Consider the following 16,625-nt stretch of genomic DNA (forward strand, 5'->3'; position numbering starts at 1 on the left):
GGTCAGGAGTCGACCGGAGGCCAGGTGCGCAGGGCCATGTCGGCCACCAGTTGCAGCTCGTCCCGGGTGGTGCCGCCTGCGGCCTGTACGGCGATGCCGTTGGCCACGGTCATCAGGTATCGGGCGAGCAGACCGGGATCGGCGCCGGCCGGCAGGTCGCGCTCGTCGATGGCCCGCTGGAACCGGTTCCGCAGGTGGGTGGTGCCCTCCTCACGCCAGGCGGCGAGTGTGTCGCGGGCCGGGCGGCCGGGCTCGCCGGCTGCCAGGGAGCCCTGTACCCCGAGGCATCCGGCGGGGCAGTCCGGTCGTGTGGTGGAGCGGACGGCGCCGTCGAGGAACGTTGTGGCCACCTCCCGGGCGGACGACTTTCCCAGCGCGTGGGCGACGTAGGACGCCGGGCCCTCGGTGTAGCGTTCCAGCGCCTTGCGGAACAGGTCCTCCTTGTTACCGAAGGCCCGGTACATGCTGGTGCGGGTGATGCCCATCGCGCTGGTCAGGTCGTCGAGGCTGGCGCCCTCGTAGCCCTGTGCCCAGAAGACGAGCACCGCCCGTTCGAGGGCTTCGTCGACGTCGAAGCCTCGTGGTCTGCCGAGCGGTGTCGTCCGGTTGCTCTCCACGACCTCAGCCTACGCCTTCGGTACCGACCGGTGCGGAAGTGCTACGGTGGCATTCGGTACTGACTGATACCGAACTCCGTGGAGGTAGACCAGTGAAAAAGGCCGTTCTCATCACCGGAGGAACATCGGGCATCGGCCTGAGCCTCGCGGAGTCCTTCCTCAACGACGGAGCCGACGTGGTGGTGTGCGGCCGATCGCGGACAGCCCTCGACCGCTTCAGCCGGGCACATCCGCAGGCGCTGGCCGTTCAGGCCGACGTGACCGTCCCTCTGGCGAGAGCCGCCCTGCTCGACGCGGTGACGGATCGGTTCGGCCGGCTCGACGTGTTGGTCAACAACGCCGGCACGTTCGTCGAACGGGACTTCGCCGGAAACGACGACGCCACAGTGGCGCTCGACCAGGAGATCGCCCTGAATCTCACGGCGCCCATTCACCTGACAGGAGAGGTGGTGCGGCGCTGGCCGGCCCTGGACGCGATCGTGTTCGTGACGTCGGGCTTCGCGCTGGTCTCTCCCACCCGCGCACCGACCTACGGCGCTGTCAAGGCCGGATTGCACGGCTTCGCCGACGGACTTCGCCGTCAACTCGCACCTCACGGCACCCACGTGCTCGAAGTGCTCCCACCGACCACGGACACGCCCATGAACGCCGACGCCACCGGACCGAAACTGCCACCTGCCGAGGTCGCGGAGGTCACCCTCAGAGCACTGCGGCAACGCCGGCCGATGGCTCTGCCGGGCCAGACGAAACTGTTGCCCACGATGCTCCGGATCGCGCCACACACCCTCGGGCGGATGGTCGCGAAACGGTGAGCGCCGGCTTTCCGGAACGACCGGACGAGGGTCAGCGGCGGCGGCTGGGTGAGTCGAAGCGGCCGGCGCGGATCTCGCGCAGGGCCCGGCGGCGGATGTCACCGCGCAGGGTGTCGACGTAGAGCGTGCCGCGCAGGTGGTCGGTCTCGTGTTGCAGGGCGCGGGCGAGGAACCCGCTGCCGGCGATGGTCAACGGTTCGCCGTGCTGGTCGACGCCGCGGGCGGTGGCGTGCAGGGCCCGGGCGGTCGGGAAGTACAGCCCGGGGATGGACAGGCAGCCCTCCTCGTCGTCCTGGAGCTCGTCGGACAGTTCGAGGGTGGGGTTGATCAGGTGGCCGCGGTGCCCGTCGGCGTCGTAGACGAACACCTGGGCGCTGACGCCGATCTGGGGTGCGGCGACCCCGGCGCGGCCGGGGGCGCCGAGCAGGGTGTCCATCAGGTCGGTGACCAGGGCCCGCAGCTCGGCGTCGAAGGTGGTGACCGGTTCACATTCGGTGCGCAGGACGGGGTCGCCGATGATCCGGATGGGCCGCATGGTCATGTCGGTCAGCGTATCGCCGGTGGCGGTGGGGTCACCGCCCGGCCAGGGTGGCGCGGATCGGGGCTGTCTTCGCGGCGGCCTCGGCGACCTCCGCGGACGCGTCGCTGTCCCAGGTGATGCCGCCGCCTGCCCAGGTGTGCAGGTGCTGGCCGTCGGCGGCGGCGGTACGGATGGTCAGGCCGAGGTCGACGCGGCCGGGGGCGACCCAGCCCAGCGCGCCCATGCTGGCGCCGCGGCCGACGGGTTCGAGGGCGGCGATCTGGGTGAGGGCGGCGCGTTTGGGCGCGCCGGTGACGGACCCGCCGGGGCAGGTGGCGCGCAGCAGGTCGGCGAGGCCGAGGCCGTCAGCGGCTGCGGCGCGGACTGTCGACTCGGCCTGCCACAGGTCGCACCAGCGGCGGACGGTGAACAGGTCGTCGACGGTGACGGTGCCGGTGCGGGCGATGCGGGCGAGGTCGTTGCGTTCCAGGTCGACGATCATGACGTGTTCGGCGCGTTCCTTGGCGCTGGCGAGGAGTTCGGCGCGGCCGGTGGCGGTGGCCGGGCGGGTGCCCTTGATGGGTCGGGTGATCAGGTGTCCGTCGGTGACCTCGATGAGGGTTTCCGGGGAGGCGCAGCCGATGGCCCAGCCGTCGCCGGTGAGGACGCCGCCGTAGCGGGCGCCGGGGAGCGCGCCGAGGCGGCTGAGGGCGGGCAGGGGGTCGCCGGTGTAGCGGGCGGCGGCGTGCCCGACGAGGTTGGTCTGGTAGACGTCGCCGCGGCCGATGGCGGCGCGGACCTGGTCGACGGCGTCGGCGTGTTGCCGCGGCGTCCAGCTCTCGGTCCACTCGCCGAGCCACCACGGCGACGGCGGGGCGCCCGGTGGGGTGGCCCGGGTGGGGCGGTGGTCGTAGACGACGACGGCCAGGTCGGGCAGGGTCGGCGCGGGCTCGGGCGCCGCGCCGGGTGCGCCGGCCAGGTGGGCCCCGGCCGCGGCGGACAGGTAGAGCGCCGCCCCGCAGACCCCGGAGTCGTGCTGGCGGGCGGCGGGTCGGGTGAGGTCGTGCAGTGGCAGGCCGTGCGCGGCGAGGAACTCCTCGGCGAGTGCGGCGGGGTCGCCGCCGTCACTGAGGCGCCACTGCAGTCGGGCGCGTTCGGTCAGGGCGCCTCGGCACGCGGCCGGCGCCGCCGGCACATCGACCAACGCGGTCGGGCCGCTGCCGGCGGCCAACTGAGCTGAGCCGCTGCCCGCGGCCAACGCACTTGAGCCGCTGCCCGCGGCCAACGCAGCTGAGCCGCTGCCCGCGGCACCAACCTGTGGGAGCGTTTCCACGCCGTACGGTCCGACCTTCCTCATCCGTTCAGTGGATTTCCGGTGCGCCAGGTGGGCACCTGCTCGATGCTGGACACTTTCGCTTGGTACTGTGCGTCACTGGGTCATGTGAACCATGACACAGTGCCCCCACAGTCCGGAGAACCCGATGTGCCAGCACCAACCGACCTGCCCCTCTGCTGAAGCCACCGATCGGGAAGCCGCGCGAGTCCTCGCTTGCTTCCGTGAGCAGGGCTGGAGCCTGCTCTGCAATGGTGTCATCGTCTTCGAGGACACCGGCGAGCTGCTCCCCGACGGCAGCAGCATCGCACCGCACCGCGGCCCCGCCCGTCACGCCCTCGTCGCCTGATCGACCACTCAGAGTCACCGAATAGCCGCCGTCGACCCGGGCTGGTCCCCCCGGTAAGGGACACCGAGCCCAGGTCGCAGCGGCTGCCGGGGCGGCCAACACCGCCCGCCCCGGCTCGCCGTCGTTCGTCCTCGAACGCCCCGGGGTTGTCAGTCCTCGAACGCCTCCGGCGACGGGCACGAGCAGACCAGGTTCCGGTCGCCGTACGCGCCGTCGATACGCCGCACCGGCGGCCAGTACTTCCCGGCCCGGTCCACCCCGGCCGGGTACGCGCCCACCGACCGCGGGTACGGGTGCGGCCACTCGTCACCGCTGACCATCGCCGCGGTGTGCGGCGCGTTGGCCAGGGGGTTGTCGGCCGCCGGCCACTGCCCCGAACCCACCTGCTCGATCTCCGCCCGGATCGCGATCATCGCGTCGCAGAACCGGTCCAGCTCGGCCAGGTCCTCGCTCTCGGTCGGCTCCACCATCAGCGTCCCCGCCACCGGGAACGACATCGTCGGCGCGTGGAAGCCGTAGTCGATCAGCCGCTTCGCCACGTCGTCGACGCTCACCCCGGTCGCCTTCGTCAACGGCCGCAGGTCGAGGATGCACTCGTGCGCCACCAGGCCCTTGTTGCCGGCGTACAGCACCGGGAAGTGTCCCCGCAGACGCGCCGCCACGTAGTTCGCCGCCAGGACCGCCACACCGGTCGCCCGGGTCAGCCCCTCGGCGCCCATCATCCGCAGGTACGCCCACGGGATCGGCAGGATCCCCGCCGACCCGTACTTCGCCGCCGAGATCGCCGGCGTGGAGTCCGCGTGCGCGCCCAGCGGGTCACCGGGCAGGAACGGCGCCAGGTGCGCGCGCACCGCGACCGGGCCCACGCCGGGGCCACCGCCGCCGTGCGGAATGCAGAACGTCTTGTGCAGGTTCAGGTGCGACACGTCCGCGCCGAACTTGCCCGGCTTCGCGAACCCGACCAGGGCGTTGAGGTTCGCCCCGTCGACGTACACCTGACCGCCGGCGTCGTGGACCTTCGCGCACAGCGACGCGATGCCCGTCTCGTACACGCCGTGCGTCGACGGGTACGTCACCATGATCCCAGCGAGCGCGTCCCGGTGCTTGTCGATCTTCGCGTCGAGGTCGACCAGGTCGACGTTGCCGTCGTCGTCGCAGGCCACCACGACGACCCGCATGCCGGCCATCACCGCCGACGCCGCGTTCGTGCCGTGCGCCGACGATGGAATCAGGCACACGTCGCGGTGCGACTCACCCCGCGAGGCGTGGTAGGAGCGGATCGCCAGCAACCCGGCCAGCTCACCCTGGGAGCCCGCGTTGGGCTGCACGCTGACCGCGTCGTAGCCGGTCACCTCGGCCAGCCACGACTCCAGCTGGCCGATCATCTCCCGGTACCCGGCGGTCTGCGCGTCCGGCGCGAACGGGTGGATGTGCGCGAACTCCGCCCAGCTGATCGGCTCCATCTCGGTGGTCGCGTTCAGCTTCATCGTGCACGACCCGAGCGGGATCATGCCCCGGTCCAGGGCGTAGTCGAAGTCCGACAGCCGGCGCAGGTAGCGCAGCATCGCCGTCTCGGAGTGGTGGCTGCGGAACACCGGGTGGGTGAGGAAGTCACTGGTGCGGGCCAGGTCGACAGGCAGGGCCGCGTCCACCGCCCCGTCGAACGCGGGCACCCCGAACGCCGCCCACACCTGCGCCAGGTGCGCGAGCGTGGTGGTCTCGTCGCAGGACACGCCCACCCGGTCGGCGTCGACCAGCCGCAGGTTCACGCCCCGCTCGGCGGCCGCCGCGACGACCCGCGCCGCGCCGCCCGGCACGCTTACCGTGACGGTGTCGAAGAACGCGACGTCCGCGACGTCCACGCCGCCGGCGCGCAGCCCGGCCGCGAGCCGCGCCGCCATCTGATGGGTACGCGCCGCGATGTCACGCAGCCCGTCCGGGCCGTGGTAGACGGCGTACATGCCGGCCATCACGGCGAGCAGCACCTGCGCGGTGCAGATGTTGCTGGTCGCCTTCTCCCGCCGGATGTGCTGCTCGCGGGTCTGCAACGCCAACCGGTAGGCCGGGTTGCCGTCCGCGTCGCGCGACACCCCGACCAGGCGCCCGGGCAGCATCCGCTCCAGGCCCGCGCGTACCGCCAGGTAACCGGCGTGCGGCCCACCGAAGCCCATCGGTACGCCGAAGCGCTGGGTGGTGCCGGCGGCGATGTCCGCCCCGATCTCGCCCGGTGCCCGCAGCAGCGTCAACGCCAACAGGTCCGCGGCGACCGTGACGAGAGCCCCGGCGGCGTGTGCGGCCTCGACGAGGGCGCTGTGGTCCCGGACCGCCCCGGACGCCCCCGGGTACTGCAGGTGCAGGCCGAAGAACTCCGCCGGCACCTCGTCGCGCTCGACGTCGACGACCCGCACCTCGATGCCCAGCGGCTCGGCCCGACTGGCGATGACCGCGATGGTCTGCGGCAACGCGTCGGCGTCGACCACGTACACCCGGCTCTTGCTCTTGGAGGCCCGCCGCGCGAGGGTCATGGCCTCGGCCGCGGCGGTGCCCTCGTCGAGCATGGAGGCGTTCGCGGTGGCCAGGCCGGTCAGGTCGGTGACCATCGTCTGGAAGTTCAGCAGCGCCTCCAGGCGGCCCTGGCTGATCTCCGGCTGGTACGGCGTGTACGCCGTGTACCAGGCCGGGTCCTCCAGCACGTTACGGCGGATCACCGCCGGGGTGTGCGTGCCGTGGTAGCCCAGACCGATCATGGAGACGGCGACGGTGTTGCGGGCCGCCAGGGCGCGCAGCTCGGCGATCGTCTCGGCCTCGGTGGCCGGGTCCGGCAGGTCGAGGGTGCCGTGCCAGCGGATCACCTCGGGGATCGCGGCGTCCATCAGCTCGTCGATCGAGCCGTGCCCGACGACCTCCAACATCCGACGCTCGTCGTCGGGGCCGGGACCGATGTGACGGGTGGCGAACTGCTCTACGGTCATAGGAGGCACTCCCGGGGCGAGGTCGACGTGTCGGCCTCCCCCTCTGTCGCACCCCATGGGGGCGCTCCACAGTGCCTGCCCACGAGGTCCTTTTGCCTGAGAGGTTCCGGGGAGGATTTGCCCCTTCGGCGCCGCCCTGCGTGCTGTCGGGCGGTCTCTCCCACGTGGGTGTTACCGGCGCTCCCAACGCTACCAGCGCCGGTGTTTCCCGCAGATGTCCTACCCCCGGCCCCCGTTCCCGCCGTTCAGACCCCGACCGCCGCCGCGTTGCCGGCGACCCGGGCGGCCAGCTCCGGCAGCAGCGCACCCAACGGGGCGTCGACGCACACGCTGGCGTGTGCGTCGCCCCGCGTCGGACCCTGGTTGACGATGGCCACCGGGATGCCCTGTTTCGCCGCCCGAATCACGAAACGTCGCCCCGACATCACCGTCAACGACGACCCCAGCACCAGCAACGACCGGGCCTGCTCCACGGCCGTGAAGCAGCGCGCCACCCGCTGCGGTGGCACCGTCTCGCCGAAGAACACCACGTCGGGCTTCAACATGCCGGTGCCGCAGATCCCGCAGTCCACCGGCCGGAACGCCGCCACCTGCTCGTCGGGGAGATCCACATCACCGTCCGGGTTGACCGCGGCGACCCGGGCCACGAAATCCGGGTTGGCCTCGCGCAGCCGCCGGTCCAGCTCCTCCCGGGAGGTCAGGTTGCCGCAGTCCAGGCAGGTCACCTCGTCGAGGCGACCATGCAACTCGATCACCGAGGTGCTGCCGGCCGCGCCGTGCAGACCGTCGACGTTCTGGGTGATCACCGCGTCGACCAGCCCGGCCCGTTGCAGCCCGGCGACCGCCCGGTGCCCGGCGTTGGGCGCCGCGCCCGCGATCAACCGCCATCCCAGGTGGCTGCGCGCCCAGTAGCGCCGCCGGGCGAGGGGGTCACGGGTGAACGCCTGGAACGTCATCGGGGTGTGCCGCCGGGCCACCCCGCTGGGCCCCCGGTAGTCGGGGATGCCCGACTCGGTGGACAGGCCCGCACCGCTGAGCACCACCACCCCACCACCGGCCACCAGCGAGGTCAACGCGTCGAAGCTCTCCGTCACCCCTCCATGCTGCCTCAGCGCACCCGCCGACGCCGAGCCCTCACCCCGGCGGGCAGCGCCGCGACGTCTACACCGCCACGATGTCGGCGACGACGCAGGCGATGTTGTCCGGCGCACCCTCGGCCCGCGTCAAGTCGATCAACCCCCGCACCGTCTGCTCGGGATCGGTGGCCGCGCCCAGCACCGCGCACAGATCGGCCCGGTCGACGACGGCGGACAACCCGTCGGAGCACAGCAGGTACCGGTCACCGGGCAGCGCCGTACGGAGCGCGAGATCCGCCTCGACCTGCGGACCGGCGCCGAGGGCACGCACCAGCATCGCCCGCTGCGGATGCGTGGCGGCCTCAACGGGGTCGAGGCGACCCTGATCCACCTGGGCCCGCACCCACGTGTGGTCCTGCGTCAACAGCGACAGCTCACCGTCGCGCAACAGGTACGCCCGGGTGTCACCGACGTGCACGAGGGCCAGTTGGGAGCCGCTGCGCAGCAACGCGGTCAGCGTGGTGACCGGCTGATGATCGTCGGTCGCCAACCCGCGCACCGCACGGTCGGCGTCGGCGACCGCCCCGGCGAGCATCGTCAGCAGCTCCACGGCCGGCGCGTCCGTGAGCTCCAGCGGCCTGAGGGCGTCGATGGCGGCAGCGCTCGCGTCCGCGCCACCGGCCCCTCGCATGCCGTCGGCGACGGCGAGCAACCGCTGGCTGGCGTACGCGGCGTCCTCGTTGCTGTCGCGCACGGCACCGGTCTCACAGTCGGAGGCGTAACGGACGGCAAGGGTGGGGTTCGGTGATGACACGGTGGTGCTCCCTCCGGACAGATGATCCACGAGGATGGTGGCGAGCCGGGCGCGCGCCGCGGTGTCCGCGGTGACCTGCCGCCAGTACGCGGTGATCGCCTCAGCCGCCGCCGCGGGCGCCAACCCACACACGGTGCGGATCATGGCCAGCGGCATGCCGATGCGACGCAGCTGGGCGACCAGCCGGGCCAGCGGCACCTGGTCCGGGTCGTAGAGCCGGTACCCGGACTCGGGATCGACCGCCGCCGGCAGCAGCACCCCCACCTGGTCGTACAGGCGCAGGGCCTTCGGTGTCAGTCCCGCCGCCTGGGCGAACGCCCCGATGGTCAGCAGCCCCACGTCGGCTTCCTCCTCGTGCCGGTCACGGCGACCGACAGGCACCAGACTGGGCCTTGACCAAAGGTCAACGTCAAGACCCGGACCCGGCCGCGCGCATCGGGTTGAGACGCCTTGTGCCGCGCGTGCTGGAGGCACCGGCGGTAGTTTGGTCGTATGCGAGTCGTCATCGCCGGAGGTCACGGCAAGATCGCCCTACTGCTGCAACGTCACCTCGCTGGGCGCGGTGACACCCCGGTGGGTCTGATCCGCAACCCCGAGCAGGCCGCGACGCTGCGCGCCGCCGGCGCCACCCCCGTCGTCTGCGACCTGGAACACGCCGACGTCACCGAGGTCGCCGCGCACCTCGACCGCGCCGACGCGGTGATCTTCGCCGCGGGCGCCGGCCCCGGCAGCGGCGCCGCCCGCAAGGACAGCGTCGACCGGGGGGCCGCCGCGCTGCTCGCCGACGCCGCCACCCGCGCCGGTGTCCACCGCTACCTGCTGGTCTCCTCCATGGGCGTGGACGACCCACCGGCCGCCGGCACCGACGACGTGTGGGCGGCGTACCTGAGGGCGAAACGCGCCGCCGAGGACGACCTGCGCGGCCGCGACCTGGCCTGGACGGTGCTGCGACCCGGCCAGCTCACCGACAACGAGCCCACCGGGCGGGTCACCCTCACCCGGCACGCCGGCCGTGGCGCGATCAGCCGCGCCGACGTCGCCCTGGTCCTCGCCGCACTGCTGGACACACCCGGCACCGCCGGTGCGACCCTGGAACTCGTCGACGGGCCCACCCCGATCGCCGACGCCGTCCAGGCCGCCCAGGCCTGAGGGACAGCGCCGCCCACCCCGGGCCGCTAGTCGCCTGCTCCGGCCGCTGCCAGGAAGATGTTCGCCATCGCAGCGGCAAGATCTTTGGGGTTCTGCGCGGCCTCGGCCCGGCCGCCGGTTGTCTCGGCGACCGCGCGCAACGTGTCCAGGTCCGCGCTTTCGCCGATGCCGATCGAGAACACCGGCACCGGGGGTTGGCTCTGGGTGAGCTGTTTGAGGAATTGCGCCTTGTCCATGGCATGGGATGAGTTTCCGTCTCGACCGTCGGTCAAGACGACGACGATCGCCCGGCGATCTGGCCTGATCTTGGTTTGCATATATCCCACGGCGTCGAGCACCGCCTGATATAGCGGCGTTCCGCCATCAGGAACAGGAGTGTATGCCGCAATCTTTCGGCCGACGGCTTCGCGACGCGTTCCGCTCTTCACGGTGCCGGTGATGGGCCCCAGGGGAACAACCACCTCGGTTGACGGGCTTTTCGCAGTTGGCGTGCCAAAGAACCACAATCCGAGTTCCGTGTCATTGGTGAACGTCTGCGCGGCGACAGCGCCGAAGGACCGAAGCAGCGTCGCCTTGGTCTCGGTGCGACCCGGCCCCACGGCCACGGGAGCGGCCATGGAGCCTGAACGGTCGACGACCACGAGCACCTGAAAGCGTTCCGGTAGGTAGCGGGACCATTCGACCGCTTCCAGGCCCAAGCTCACGTCTGCGACCGCCGTCGGCTCGGCGATCTTCAAGGGCAGACCCTTGGGTACGCCGACCCGAGGCGACGGCCCCCCGAAACCGGTGAGGCGAAAACCTGCGGCCACCAGGGCGTTGCTGGTGTCCACCGATCGCAGAGCCCCAATGAACTGGGTGAGCAGCCGGCGCTGCACGGCAGTGGCGGTGGACTGACCTGCGATCGCCACGGGGTAGTCAGCCTCGACCGCGATGTCGGTGGCATACAGGTTCAGCACTGGATTGTCGCGGCCATCGTTGTGCTTCCAGAGCTGCTGCTCGAGCACCGGGAACATCCCGAGGCCGGCAAGGGCCTTTCTGTCGCCGCCCTGCTCGGCGGCGACACGTAGCAACTCACCGGCCGACGCGTCCGCGTCGAGCAGCCTGCTGCGCAGCGCGAGGGCCCGAAGCTTCCCCACGCCGGCCTCGGTTCCAGGCACGGCCGAGGCGGCCTGCACCGCCACGAAAGACAGCAGACCGGCGGTGTCCCGGGTGGGGTCACCCATGCTGAGCTTGACCGACCCTCCCACGACACCGCTCAACAACGTCGCCCACGAAAAGCCGGATCGGGCCCACGGCGAACCAGCCACACCCGCGGGCGCAGCAAGAACCACAGGAGACCGTGCCAGGGAGTCGTCGTGGATGGGGTAGACACGCCGGTCCGGGTCGACGCTGTCCAGCCAGATGCGAGACGACGGGATCCACACCTGCAGCCCTTCCGGCGCACCCTTCTGTGCCGTGATCGCCGGATCTTCCCCGACGACATCCACCGCACCGCAGACATCACCCATCTTTCCCACCGCCGCTGCCACCGCAGGCACAATCTCGGGGGCCACGACGACGCGCAGGGACTCCGCGCCCTTCCCGCAGGACGAGCCCGGTGACAGCTTGTCCATGATCCCCGCGTAATTCGTCGTGGCGGCGACTACCAGTCCCGCGACAACGACAGAGGTCAGCACAAGAAATCTTTTCCGGAGCCGAGGCCGGCGACGATGGCGTTGCGGAGGCTCAACCCCGCCCAACTCCGCACCACGCTGGCCATGACGATTGGTAGTCACCGACGAACGATCCCTGCCACCACTATCGGTAGTCATGTCTTCTCTCACAGTTGCATACGCGCGCGCGAATTTCGGCCGCCTGAACGAGCGGTAACTGATCTTCGCGTAAAGTTACTTGACAGGTGGCAAGGGCCTGAAAGCGGTCGCCAAAATTGCACCTGTTCGCATTTGAACAGATAGCGTCAAACTGTCTATGTCGGTTCTGACAGATAGCGTCATGCTGTCTATGTCGATCCACGACAAGCGGCGCGCGCGATGTGGGCGACCGGCCCCCGGCTACGCCCCGGCTCTGAAAGACCCGGGCAGCGCCACAGCAGCTCCCTCGATCTTCATGCCCTCGCGGACCCGCCTCGAACTCGGCTGTTCGTCGTTCCCACCAACACCGGAGCCGGGGTGAGGTCCGGCAGAAGCGGACCCCACCCCGGCGGCGTCACCGCTGCTGGTGCCGCGGCAACGCCGACTGGCCCGCCGTGCCCCCCACGAAGGGTGCACCCGGCGTCTCCGCGGCGATCCGGTCCATCGTGCGGGCCAACTGCTCACTGCCATCGTCGAGATGCCGCGCCGCCGCCTGCATGTGCGACACCATCATCTCGCCGAAGATCCGCAACGCCTCCCGGGTGGCCACCGTGTCGTCGAAGCTCGGCCCCGCCGCGCTGCGGTACTCCGCCACCGCCCGTTCCGCCTCCTGCTTCGCCTCCGCCTCCGCGGCGTGCAGGTAACTCTCGTACTGCACCCGGGCGTACTCGGCGACCCGCCGCGCATAGTCATGCGCCTGCGCGATGATCTGCTCCGCCTCCCGCTGCGCCGCGGACAGCAGATTCACCTCCCGCGCCGCCGGGACCTTCGCCGCCGCCCCCGTACTCGGGATCACCCCGTGCCGGTGCAACTCCACCCGGTCGGTCAGCCGCTCGTTCTCCGCCCGTAACGTCGCGATCTGCGTCGCCAACAGGTCCAACTCGTCGGCCACCTGCATCCGGAACCGGTCCACGTCGGCGTTGTCGTAACCACGCCGGGCGAACGACGCGGCACCGAACTCCCACCGCCGAACCCGGTCGGCGGTCATCCGCACCTGCACACCACCGGAAACCTGCATCCCGTCATACCGACTGATCGGGGTCGCACTCACCTGTCCGCCCCTCCGATCGCGACTGCGGGACCCGCAAGCTCACCTCTCGCGCTCACCTGAGCCCACCTCCCGAAGTGTCACCGGCGGTCGTCTCCTGCACCGCCGTGCGCCAGGCCGCGCCGTACCACTGCGCGCCCAGGCCCTCGTGGTGCACCTGACCCGCGTGGAAACCCGCCTGGGCCAACGTCCGCACCGCATGCGAAACCATCTCGTCGGACCCGCACACGAACACGTGCCGGGAACGCCAGTCACCGTCGGCCAACGCCCGATCCACCGCGTGCACGAACTCCCCCGGCCGGTGCACGTCGGCACCCACCACGTAGGTCATCGTCAACCACGGGTACGACGACGCCAACTTGTCGATCGCCTCGCTGTCATAGAGCTCACTGCGGGAACGGGCCCCCACGTAGAGATCCACCCGCCGGCGGGAACCCTCCGCCGCGACCTGCTCCACCAACGCCTTCACCGGCGCCCAGCCCGTCCCCGCGACCACCAACAAAAGGTCACTGGAACCCGCCGACCACAACCCCAGCCGATCCCCCACCGGCGCCGCCAGGTGGATCCGATCCCCCACCGCCGACCCGTACACCAACCGGGACGACACCGCCCCGCCCGGCGCGGCCCGCACATGCAACTCCAATGTGCCGTCCGCGCGCGGCGCGTTCGCCGGCGAGTAGTACCGCCACGACCGCACCGCCGGATGCGACACCCCGATCGACTGACCCGGAGTGAACGGCAACAGATACTGCGGGCGCACCGTCAACACCGCCACGTCGAACGCCCGCCGCTCGTGGGCCACGATCTCCGCCACCCACCACGGCGGATTCACCGCCTCGGCGGCCTGCGCGGCCTCCGTCATCACCTGGGCCACCAACCCGTACGCGGCCGCCCAGTCCGACGCCAACTCGTCGGTCCACTGCTCGGCGAGGAAATGCTGCAACGTCGCCAACAGCGCCTCACCGACCGCCGGGTAGTGCTCCGCGCGGACCGCGAACTTGCGGTGGTCCGCACCGAGGTCCTGCAGGAAACCCACCAGGTGCTCCACCTGGTCCACGTTCGACACGATGTGACCCAACGCCGTCACCAGGCGATCCCGCTGCCCGGCCATGTTCGTGGGGAACATCTGCCGCGTCTCGGGATGAGCGAGGAACAACGTCGAGTAGAAGTAGAGCGGCACCTGATCACCGTGCCCGGCGACCACCGACCAGCTCTGCTTGAGTCGGGCCGCGTCCACGCTCAGACGCCCGACCGGTTTCCGCGGGACACCACCTGGTCCTGCACCTGCCCCAGCACCGTCTGCACGTCCGCCAGAATGTCCGCCGGCACACCCAACTCGGTCAGCGTCACCACCAGGTGCCCACCGACCATCGCGTAGTGCTCCACCGGGATGTTCAACGGCTGATGCGCCTCCGCCAACCCACGACCGGCGTACTCGTCAGGGCCACCCAGCACCGTGGTCAACATCAACGTCAGATGCCGCCGCTGACCCACCATGTCCACATCGGAGAAGTAACCCGCCAACTCCGGGTCGACGAGCACCTTGTCGTAGAACAGGTCAACGGCCGCCTTCACCGCGCTGGCACCGCCAATGCGGTCGTAGTGCGAGGCGGGCGCGGTCTCTTCGGTAACCGTCACGGTCATTCCTCCGGGGGGTGAAGGGGCCAGAACCGTGTCGGACCATAGCGTGTCAACCGCCTCCGGTCAGTGCCCCCTTATCGGGTTCCCGACAACACGAAGACACGCTGCGTCACCACTACCGATGAGTATCTCCACAAGGAGCCACCACAACGACACCCACAGTGTCCACAGTAGACAACGGGGCCTGGCGAACCCGCCCACCGTCACCGACGGTCGCGACAAAACGAACCGAAAAAACCCGGAACCCGCCAACGCCCCCGGCGCTCAGCCAGCCCGCCGCCGCGCCCGCCGCGCCGCCAACTCGTCACCGACCGGATCCGACTCGGACGCCACCGCCGGCTCCACCGGGCCGCTCGTCGCCGGCTCCGCCGGCAGATGCGACAACGACCCCTGGATCTCCTTGAAAGCCCCACCGATCGCGATCCCGAAGACACCCTGGCCACCCTGCAACAGGTCGACCACCTCCTCCGGGGAACGGCACTCATACACCGTCGTCCCATCGGAGATCAGCGTGATCCCGGCCAGATCCTCCACACCACGCGACCGCAACGCCTCGATCGCCTTACGGATGTTCTGCAGGGACACCCCCGCGTCCAACAACCGCTTCACGACCTTCAACACCACCAGGTCCCGGAACGAATACAACCGCTGCGTCCCCGAACCCGAGGCGTCCCGCACGCTCGGCACCACCAGCGTCGTCCGCGCCCAGTAATCCAACTGCCGGTAACTGATGCCCACCGCGTGGCAGGCCGTCACACCCCGGTAGCCAACCGAACCCTCACCCTCAGCCACCCCATGAGGCGACGAGGCACCAGGCTCATCGAACTGTCCACCCGGATCAGAATCCCGCGGCTCGTGCATCCGGACAACCTCCCCGTCAGTGTGGCGACGCGTCGTTTCCGGGACGCGCACCCCTCGACATGGCAACCCTAACGCCACCGCCAGGGGTTACCAGGGAGGAACCGACGCGACACGCCGCGCAGCCACCGAGAAAGATCACCAACCCGCCCGCAGCATCACCCACAGTGACACCTCAAGGCGCAGAGCCCAGGCCCAATCAGCCCGCGAAATCCTCCGGACGCACCTGCTCCAGGAACTCGCGGAACTTCTCCACCTCGTCCTCCTGCTCGTCAGGGATAACGATCCCCGCCTCGCTGAGGACCTGCTCCGAACAACGAATCGGCGCACCGACACGCAACGCCAACGCGATCGAATCGCTCGGCCGCGCCGACACCCGCACCCCATCACCGATCAACAGATCCGCGTAGAACACGTTCTCCTTGAGCTCGGTGATCTCCACCGCCTGCAAGGGCGCCTTCAACGCCGCCAACACATCCCGCAGAAGATCGTGAGTCAACGGCCGGGCCGGCTTGACCCCCTGCTGCTCGTAAGCGATAGCCGTCGCCTCGACCGCGCCGATCCAGATCGGCAGATAGCGGTCACCCTCGACCTCCCTGAGCAGGACGATCGGCTGGTTGCTGGGCAGCTCCACCCGAACTCCGACCACGCTCAGCTCGCGCACCGCCGCCTCCGTGTCGTTGTCACCTACGCCGCACCGCGCCCTTCCCTGCACGGTACACGGACCGCGACACGGCCGTCCCATGCGCTACAGCACCACGCCCGCGCCAGAAAGGGGTTACCCCGGCAAGCCTACGGCACGCTTCCCGGAAGAGATCTTTCCGCTCAGCCGCCACCCACCGGGCACATCACCGACCCAACGTCGACCGCAAACCCACCCGCACCAACGCCGCGTGCAACTGCTCCGACAACGCCACCAACTCCCGCGCCATCTCCGCCGCACGCGCCCGCGCCGCCGGATCACTCTGCCGCGCCAACGGCGCCACCAACTGCGCGAACAAACCAACCTCACGGTCAGCCGCAGTCCGGTAACCCCGCAGATGCCGCGGCTCCAACCCGTACGACGCCAACCCCGCCACCGCCGACGCGATGATCAACGCGTCCGCGTCATACCACCCCGGCGGATCCGACACCAGCACACCGAGCCGCTCCAACTCCACCAACGTCGACTCGTCGATCCCACTGCGCGCCACGAGATCCGCCCGGCCGAGCCGCACCTGCGACGACTCGGCCGGCTCCGCCAACTCACGGCCCGGCACAGCACCATCAGGACCAACCGCCACCAACGCCGGCCGCGACCGCCCCGGCTGCTCACCGGACGAATCCCACTGCGCCAACTGCTCACGGATCACCCGCAACGGCAGGTACTTGTCCCGCTGCGCGGTCAACACGAACCGCAACCGCGCCACATCGTCCCAGCTGTACTTCCGGTAACCCGCAGCCGTCCGCTGCGGCTCGACCAGACCCTCAGCCTCAAGAAACCGCAGCTTCGAAATCGTGGTGTCCGGGAAATCCACCCGCAACTGCCCGAGCACCTCACCGATGCTCATCAGCGGCTGAGACCGGGCCGCACCGGGTGACGTGGA

16 protein-coding genes and 1 riboswitch are annotated in these 16,625 nt (G+C 70.4%); of the genes, 3 read left to right on the plus strand and 13 right to left on the minus strand.

Features of this window, described 5'->3' with window-relative positions; genetic code table 11:
• Positions 1-2: 2 nt before the first annotated feature.
• The gene (locus tag CLT68_RS22185; protein ID WP_099853658.1) at positions 3-617 is read right to left on the minus strand and encodes a TetR/AcrR family transcriptional regulator; all 615 of its coding nucleotides are present in this window, start codon (positions 615-617) and stop codon (positions 3-5) included.
• Between the two features lie 92 nt (positions 618-709).
• On the opposite strand from CLT68_RS22185, the gene CLT68_RS22190 reads away from it, so the two are divergent.
• Positions 710-1,429, plus strand: coding sequence for an SDR family NAD(P)-dependent oxidoreductase (locus CLT68_RS22190; RefSeq protein ID WP_158240915.1), 720 nt, complete (start codon positions 710-712; stop codon positions 1,427-1,429).
• Between the two features lie 31 nt (positions 1,430-1,460).
• Here CLT68_RS22190 and def read toward each other — a convergent pair whose 3' ends face one another.
• The gene (def, locus tag CLT68_RS22195; RefSeq protein WP_088948232.1) at positions 1,461-1,970 is read right to left on the minus strand and encodes a peptide deformylase; all 510 of its coding nucleotides are present in this window, start codon (positions 1,968-1,970) and stop codon (positions 1,461-1,463) included.
• A gap of 31 nt (positions 1,971-2,001) precedes the next feature.
• Complete coding sequence (locus tag CLT68_RS22200) at positions 2,002-3,306, minus strand: chorismate-binding protein (RefSeq protein WP_099853660.1); 1,305 nt, start codon at positions 3,304-3,306, stop codon at positions 2,002-2,004.
• Positions 3,307-3,430: 124 nt separating this feature from the next.
• Here CLT68_RS22200 and CLT68_RS22205 point away from each other — a divergent pair, with 124 nt between their 5' ends.
• On the plus strand, positions 3,431-3,631 hold the full coding sequence (locus tag CLT68_RS22205; protein WP_007460326.1) for a DUF5999 family protein: 201 nt from the start codon (positions 3,431-3,433) through the stop codon (positions 3,629-3,631).
• A 149-nt stretch (positions 3,632-3,780) separates the two neighbouring features.
• Here CLT68_RS22205 and gcvP read toward each other — a convergent pair whose 3' ends face one another.
• The 3 genes from gcvP to CLT68_RS22220 form a co-directional block, all read right to left on the minus strand.
• Complete coding sequence (gene gcvP / locus CLT68_RS22210) at positions 3,781-6,603, minus strand: aminomethyl-transferring glycine dehydrogenase (protein WP_099853662.1); 2,823 nt, start codon at positions 6,601-6,603, stop codon at positions 3,781-3,783.
• A gap of 74 nt (positions 6,604-6,677) precedes the next feature.
• Positions 6,678-6,776: riboswitch (glycine riboswitch) on the minus strand.
• Between the two features lie 72 nt (positions 6,777-6,848).
• Positions 6,849-7,697 carry an NAD-dependent protein deacetylase gene (locus CLT68_RS22215; protein WP_099853664.1) on the minus strand — a complete coding sequence of 283 codons (849 nt, stop codon included), beginning with the start codon at positions 7,695-7,697 and terminating at the stop codon, positions 6,849-6,851.
• A 67-nt stretch (positions 7,698-7,764) separates the two neighbouring features.
• Positions 7,765-8,832 carry a MerR family transcriptional regulator gene (locus CLT68_RS22220; protein ID WP_199177259.1) on the minus strand — a complete coding sequence of 356 codons (1,068 nt, stop codon included), beginning with the start codon at positions 8,830-8,832 and terminating at the stop codon, positions 7,765-7,767.
• Between the two features lie 153 nt (positions 8,833-8,985).
• On the opposite strand from CLT68_RS22220, the gene CLT68_RS22225 reads away from it, so the two are divergent.
• Positions 8,986-9,642: an NAD(P)H-binding protein gene (locus CLT68_RS22225; RefSeq protein WP_099853668.1), complete on the plus strand. Its 657-nt coding sequence runs from the start codon at positions 8,986-8,988 to the stop codon at positions 9,640-9,642.
• Between the two features lie 26 nt (positions 9,643-9,668).
• Here CLT68_RS22225 and CLT68_RS22230 read toward each other — a convergent pair whose 3' ends face one another.
• From CLT68_RS22230 to ftsR, 7 genes are all read right to left on the minus strand, one after another.
• A complete protein-coding gene (locus tag CLT68_RS22230) occupies positions 9,669-11,255 on the minus strand; it encodes a substrate-binding domain-containing protein (protein WP_158240916.1) in 1,587 nt (528 codons plus the stop codon).
• Positions 11,256-11,847: 592 nt separating this feature from the next.
• Positions 11,848-12,543, minus strand: a complete 696-nt coding sequence (locus CLT68_RS22235; RefSeq protein WP_088948238.1) for a DivIVA domain-containing protein — start codon at positions 12,541-12,543, stop codon at positions 11,848-11,850.
• Between the two features lie 52 nt (positions 12,544-12,595).
• Positions 12,596-13,777, minus strand: a complete 1,182-nt coding sequence (locus CLT68_RS22240) for a globin domain-containing protein (protein WP_099853672.1) — start codon at positions 13,775-13,777, stop codon at positions 12,596-12,598.
• Positions 13,778-13,779: 2 nt separating this feature from the next.
• On the minus strand, positions 13,780-14,178 hold the full coding sequence (locus CLT68_RS22245) for a group I truncated hemoglobin (RefSeq protein WP_088948240.1): 399 nt from the start codon (positions 14,176-14,178) through the stop codon (positions 13,780-13,782).
• 267 nt (positions 14,179-14,445) lie between these two features.
• Positions 14,446-15,042, minus strand: a complete 597-nt coding sequence (locus CLT68_RS22250) for a MerR family transcriptional regulator (protein WP_099853674.1) — start codon at positions 15,040-15,042, stop codon at positions 14,446-14,448.
• Positions 15,043-15,238: 196 nt separating this feature from the next.
• Entirely contained in the window at positions 15,239-15,703 is a 465-nt protein-coding gene (locus tag CLT68_RS22255) for a bifunctional nuclease family protein (protein WP_088951760.1), read from the minus strand.
• A 184-nt stretch (positions 15,704-15,887) separates the two neighbouring features.
• Positions 15,888-16,589: a transcriptional regulator FtsR gene (ftsR, locus tag CLT68_RS22260; protein ID WP_172862197.1), complete on the minus strand. Its 702-nt coding sequence runs from the start codon at positions 16,587-16,589 to the stop codon at positions 15,888-15,890.
• Between the last annotated feature and the right edge of the window lie 36 nt (positions 16,590-16,625).

It is taken from the genome of Micromonospora sp. CNZ299, assembly GCF_002754415.1.

Coding starts and splice junctions, on each gene's coding strand:
- def (WP_088948232.1), bottom strand. CDS start 1,970: ATGACCATGCGGCCCATCCGGATCATCGGCGACCCCGTCCTGCGCACC.
- CLT68_RS22200 (WP_099853660.1), bottom strand. CDS start 3,306: ATGAGGAAGGTCGGACCGTACGGCGTGGAAACGCTCCCACAGGTTGGT.
- CLT68_RS22205 (WP_007460326.1), top strand. CDS start 3,431: ATGTGCCAGCACCAACCGACCTGCCCCTCTGCTGAAGCCACCGATCGG.
- gcvP (WP_099853662.1), bottom strand. CDS start 6,603: ATGACCGTAGAGCAGTTCGCCACCCGTCACATCGGTCCCGGCCCCGAC.
- CLT68_RS22225 (WP_099853668.1), top strand. CDS start 8,986: ATGCGAGTCGTCATCGCCGGAGGTCACGGCAAGATCGCCCTACTGCTG.
- CLT68_RS22230 (WP_158240916.1), bottom strand. CDS start 11,255: ATGGACAAGCTGTCACCGGGCTCGTCCTGCGGGAAGGGCGCGGAGTCC.
- CLT68_RS22250 (WP_099853674.1), bottom strand. CDS start 15,042: ATGCACGAGCCGCGGGATTCTGATCCGGGTGGACAGTTCGATGAGCCT.
- ftsR (WP_172862197.1), bottom strand. CDS start 16,589: ATGAGCATCGGTGAGGTGCTCGGGCAGTTGCGGGTGGATTTCCCGGAC.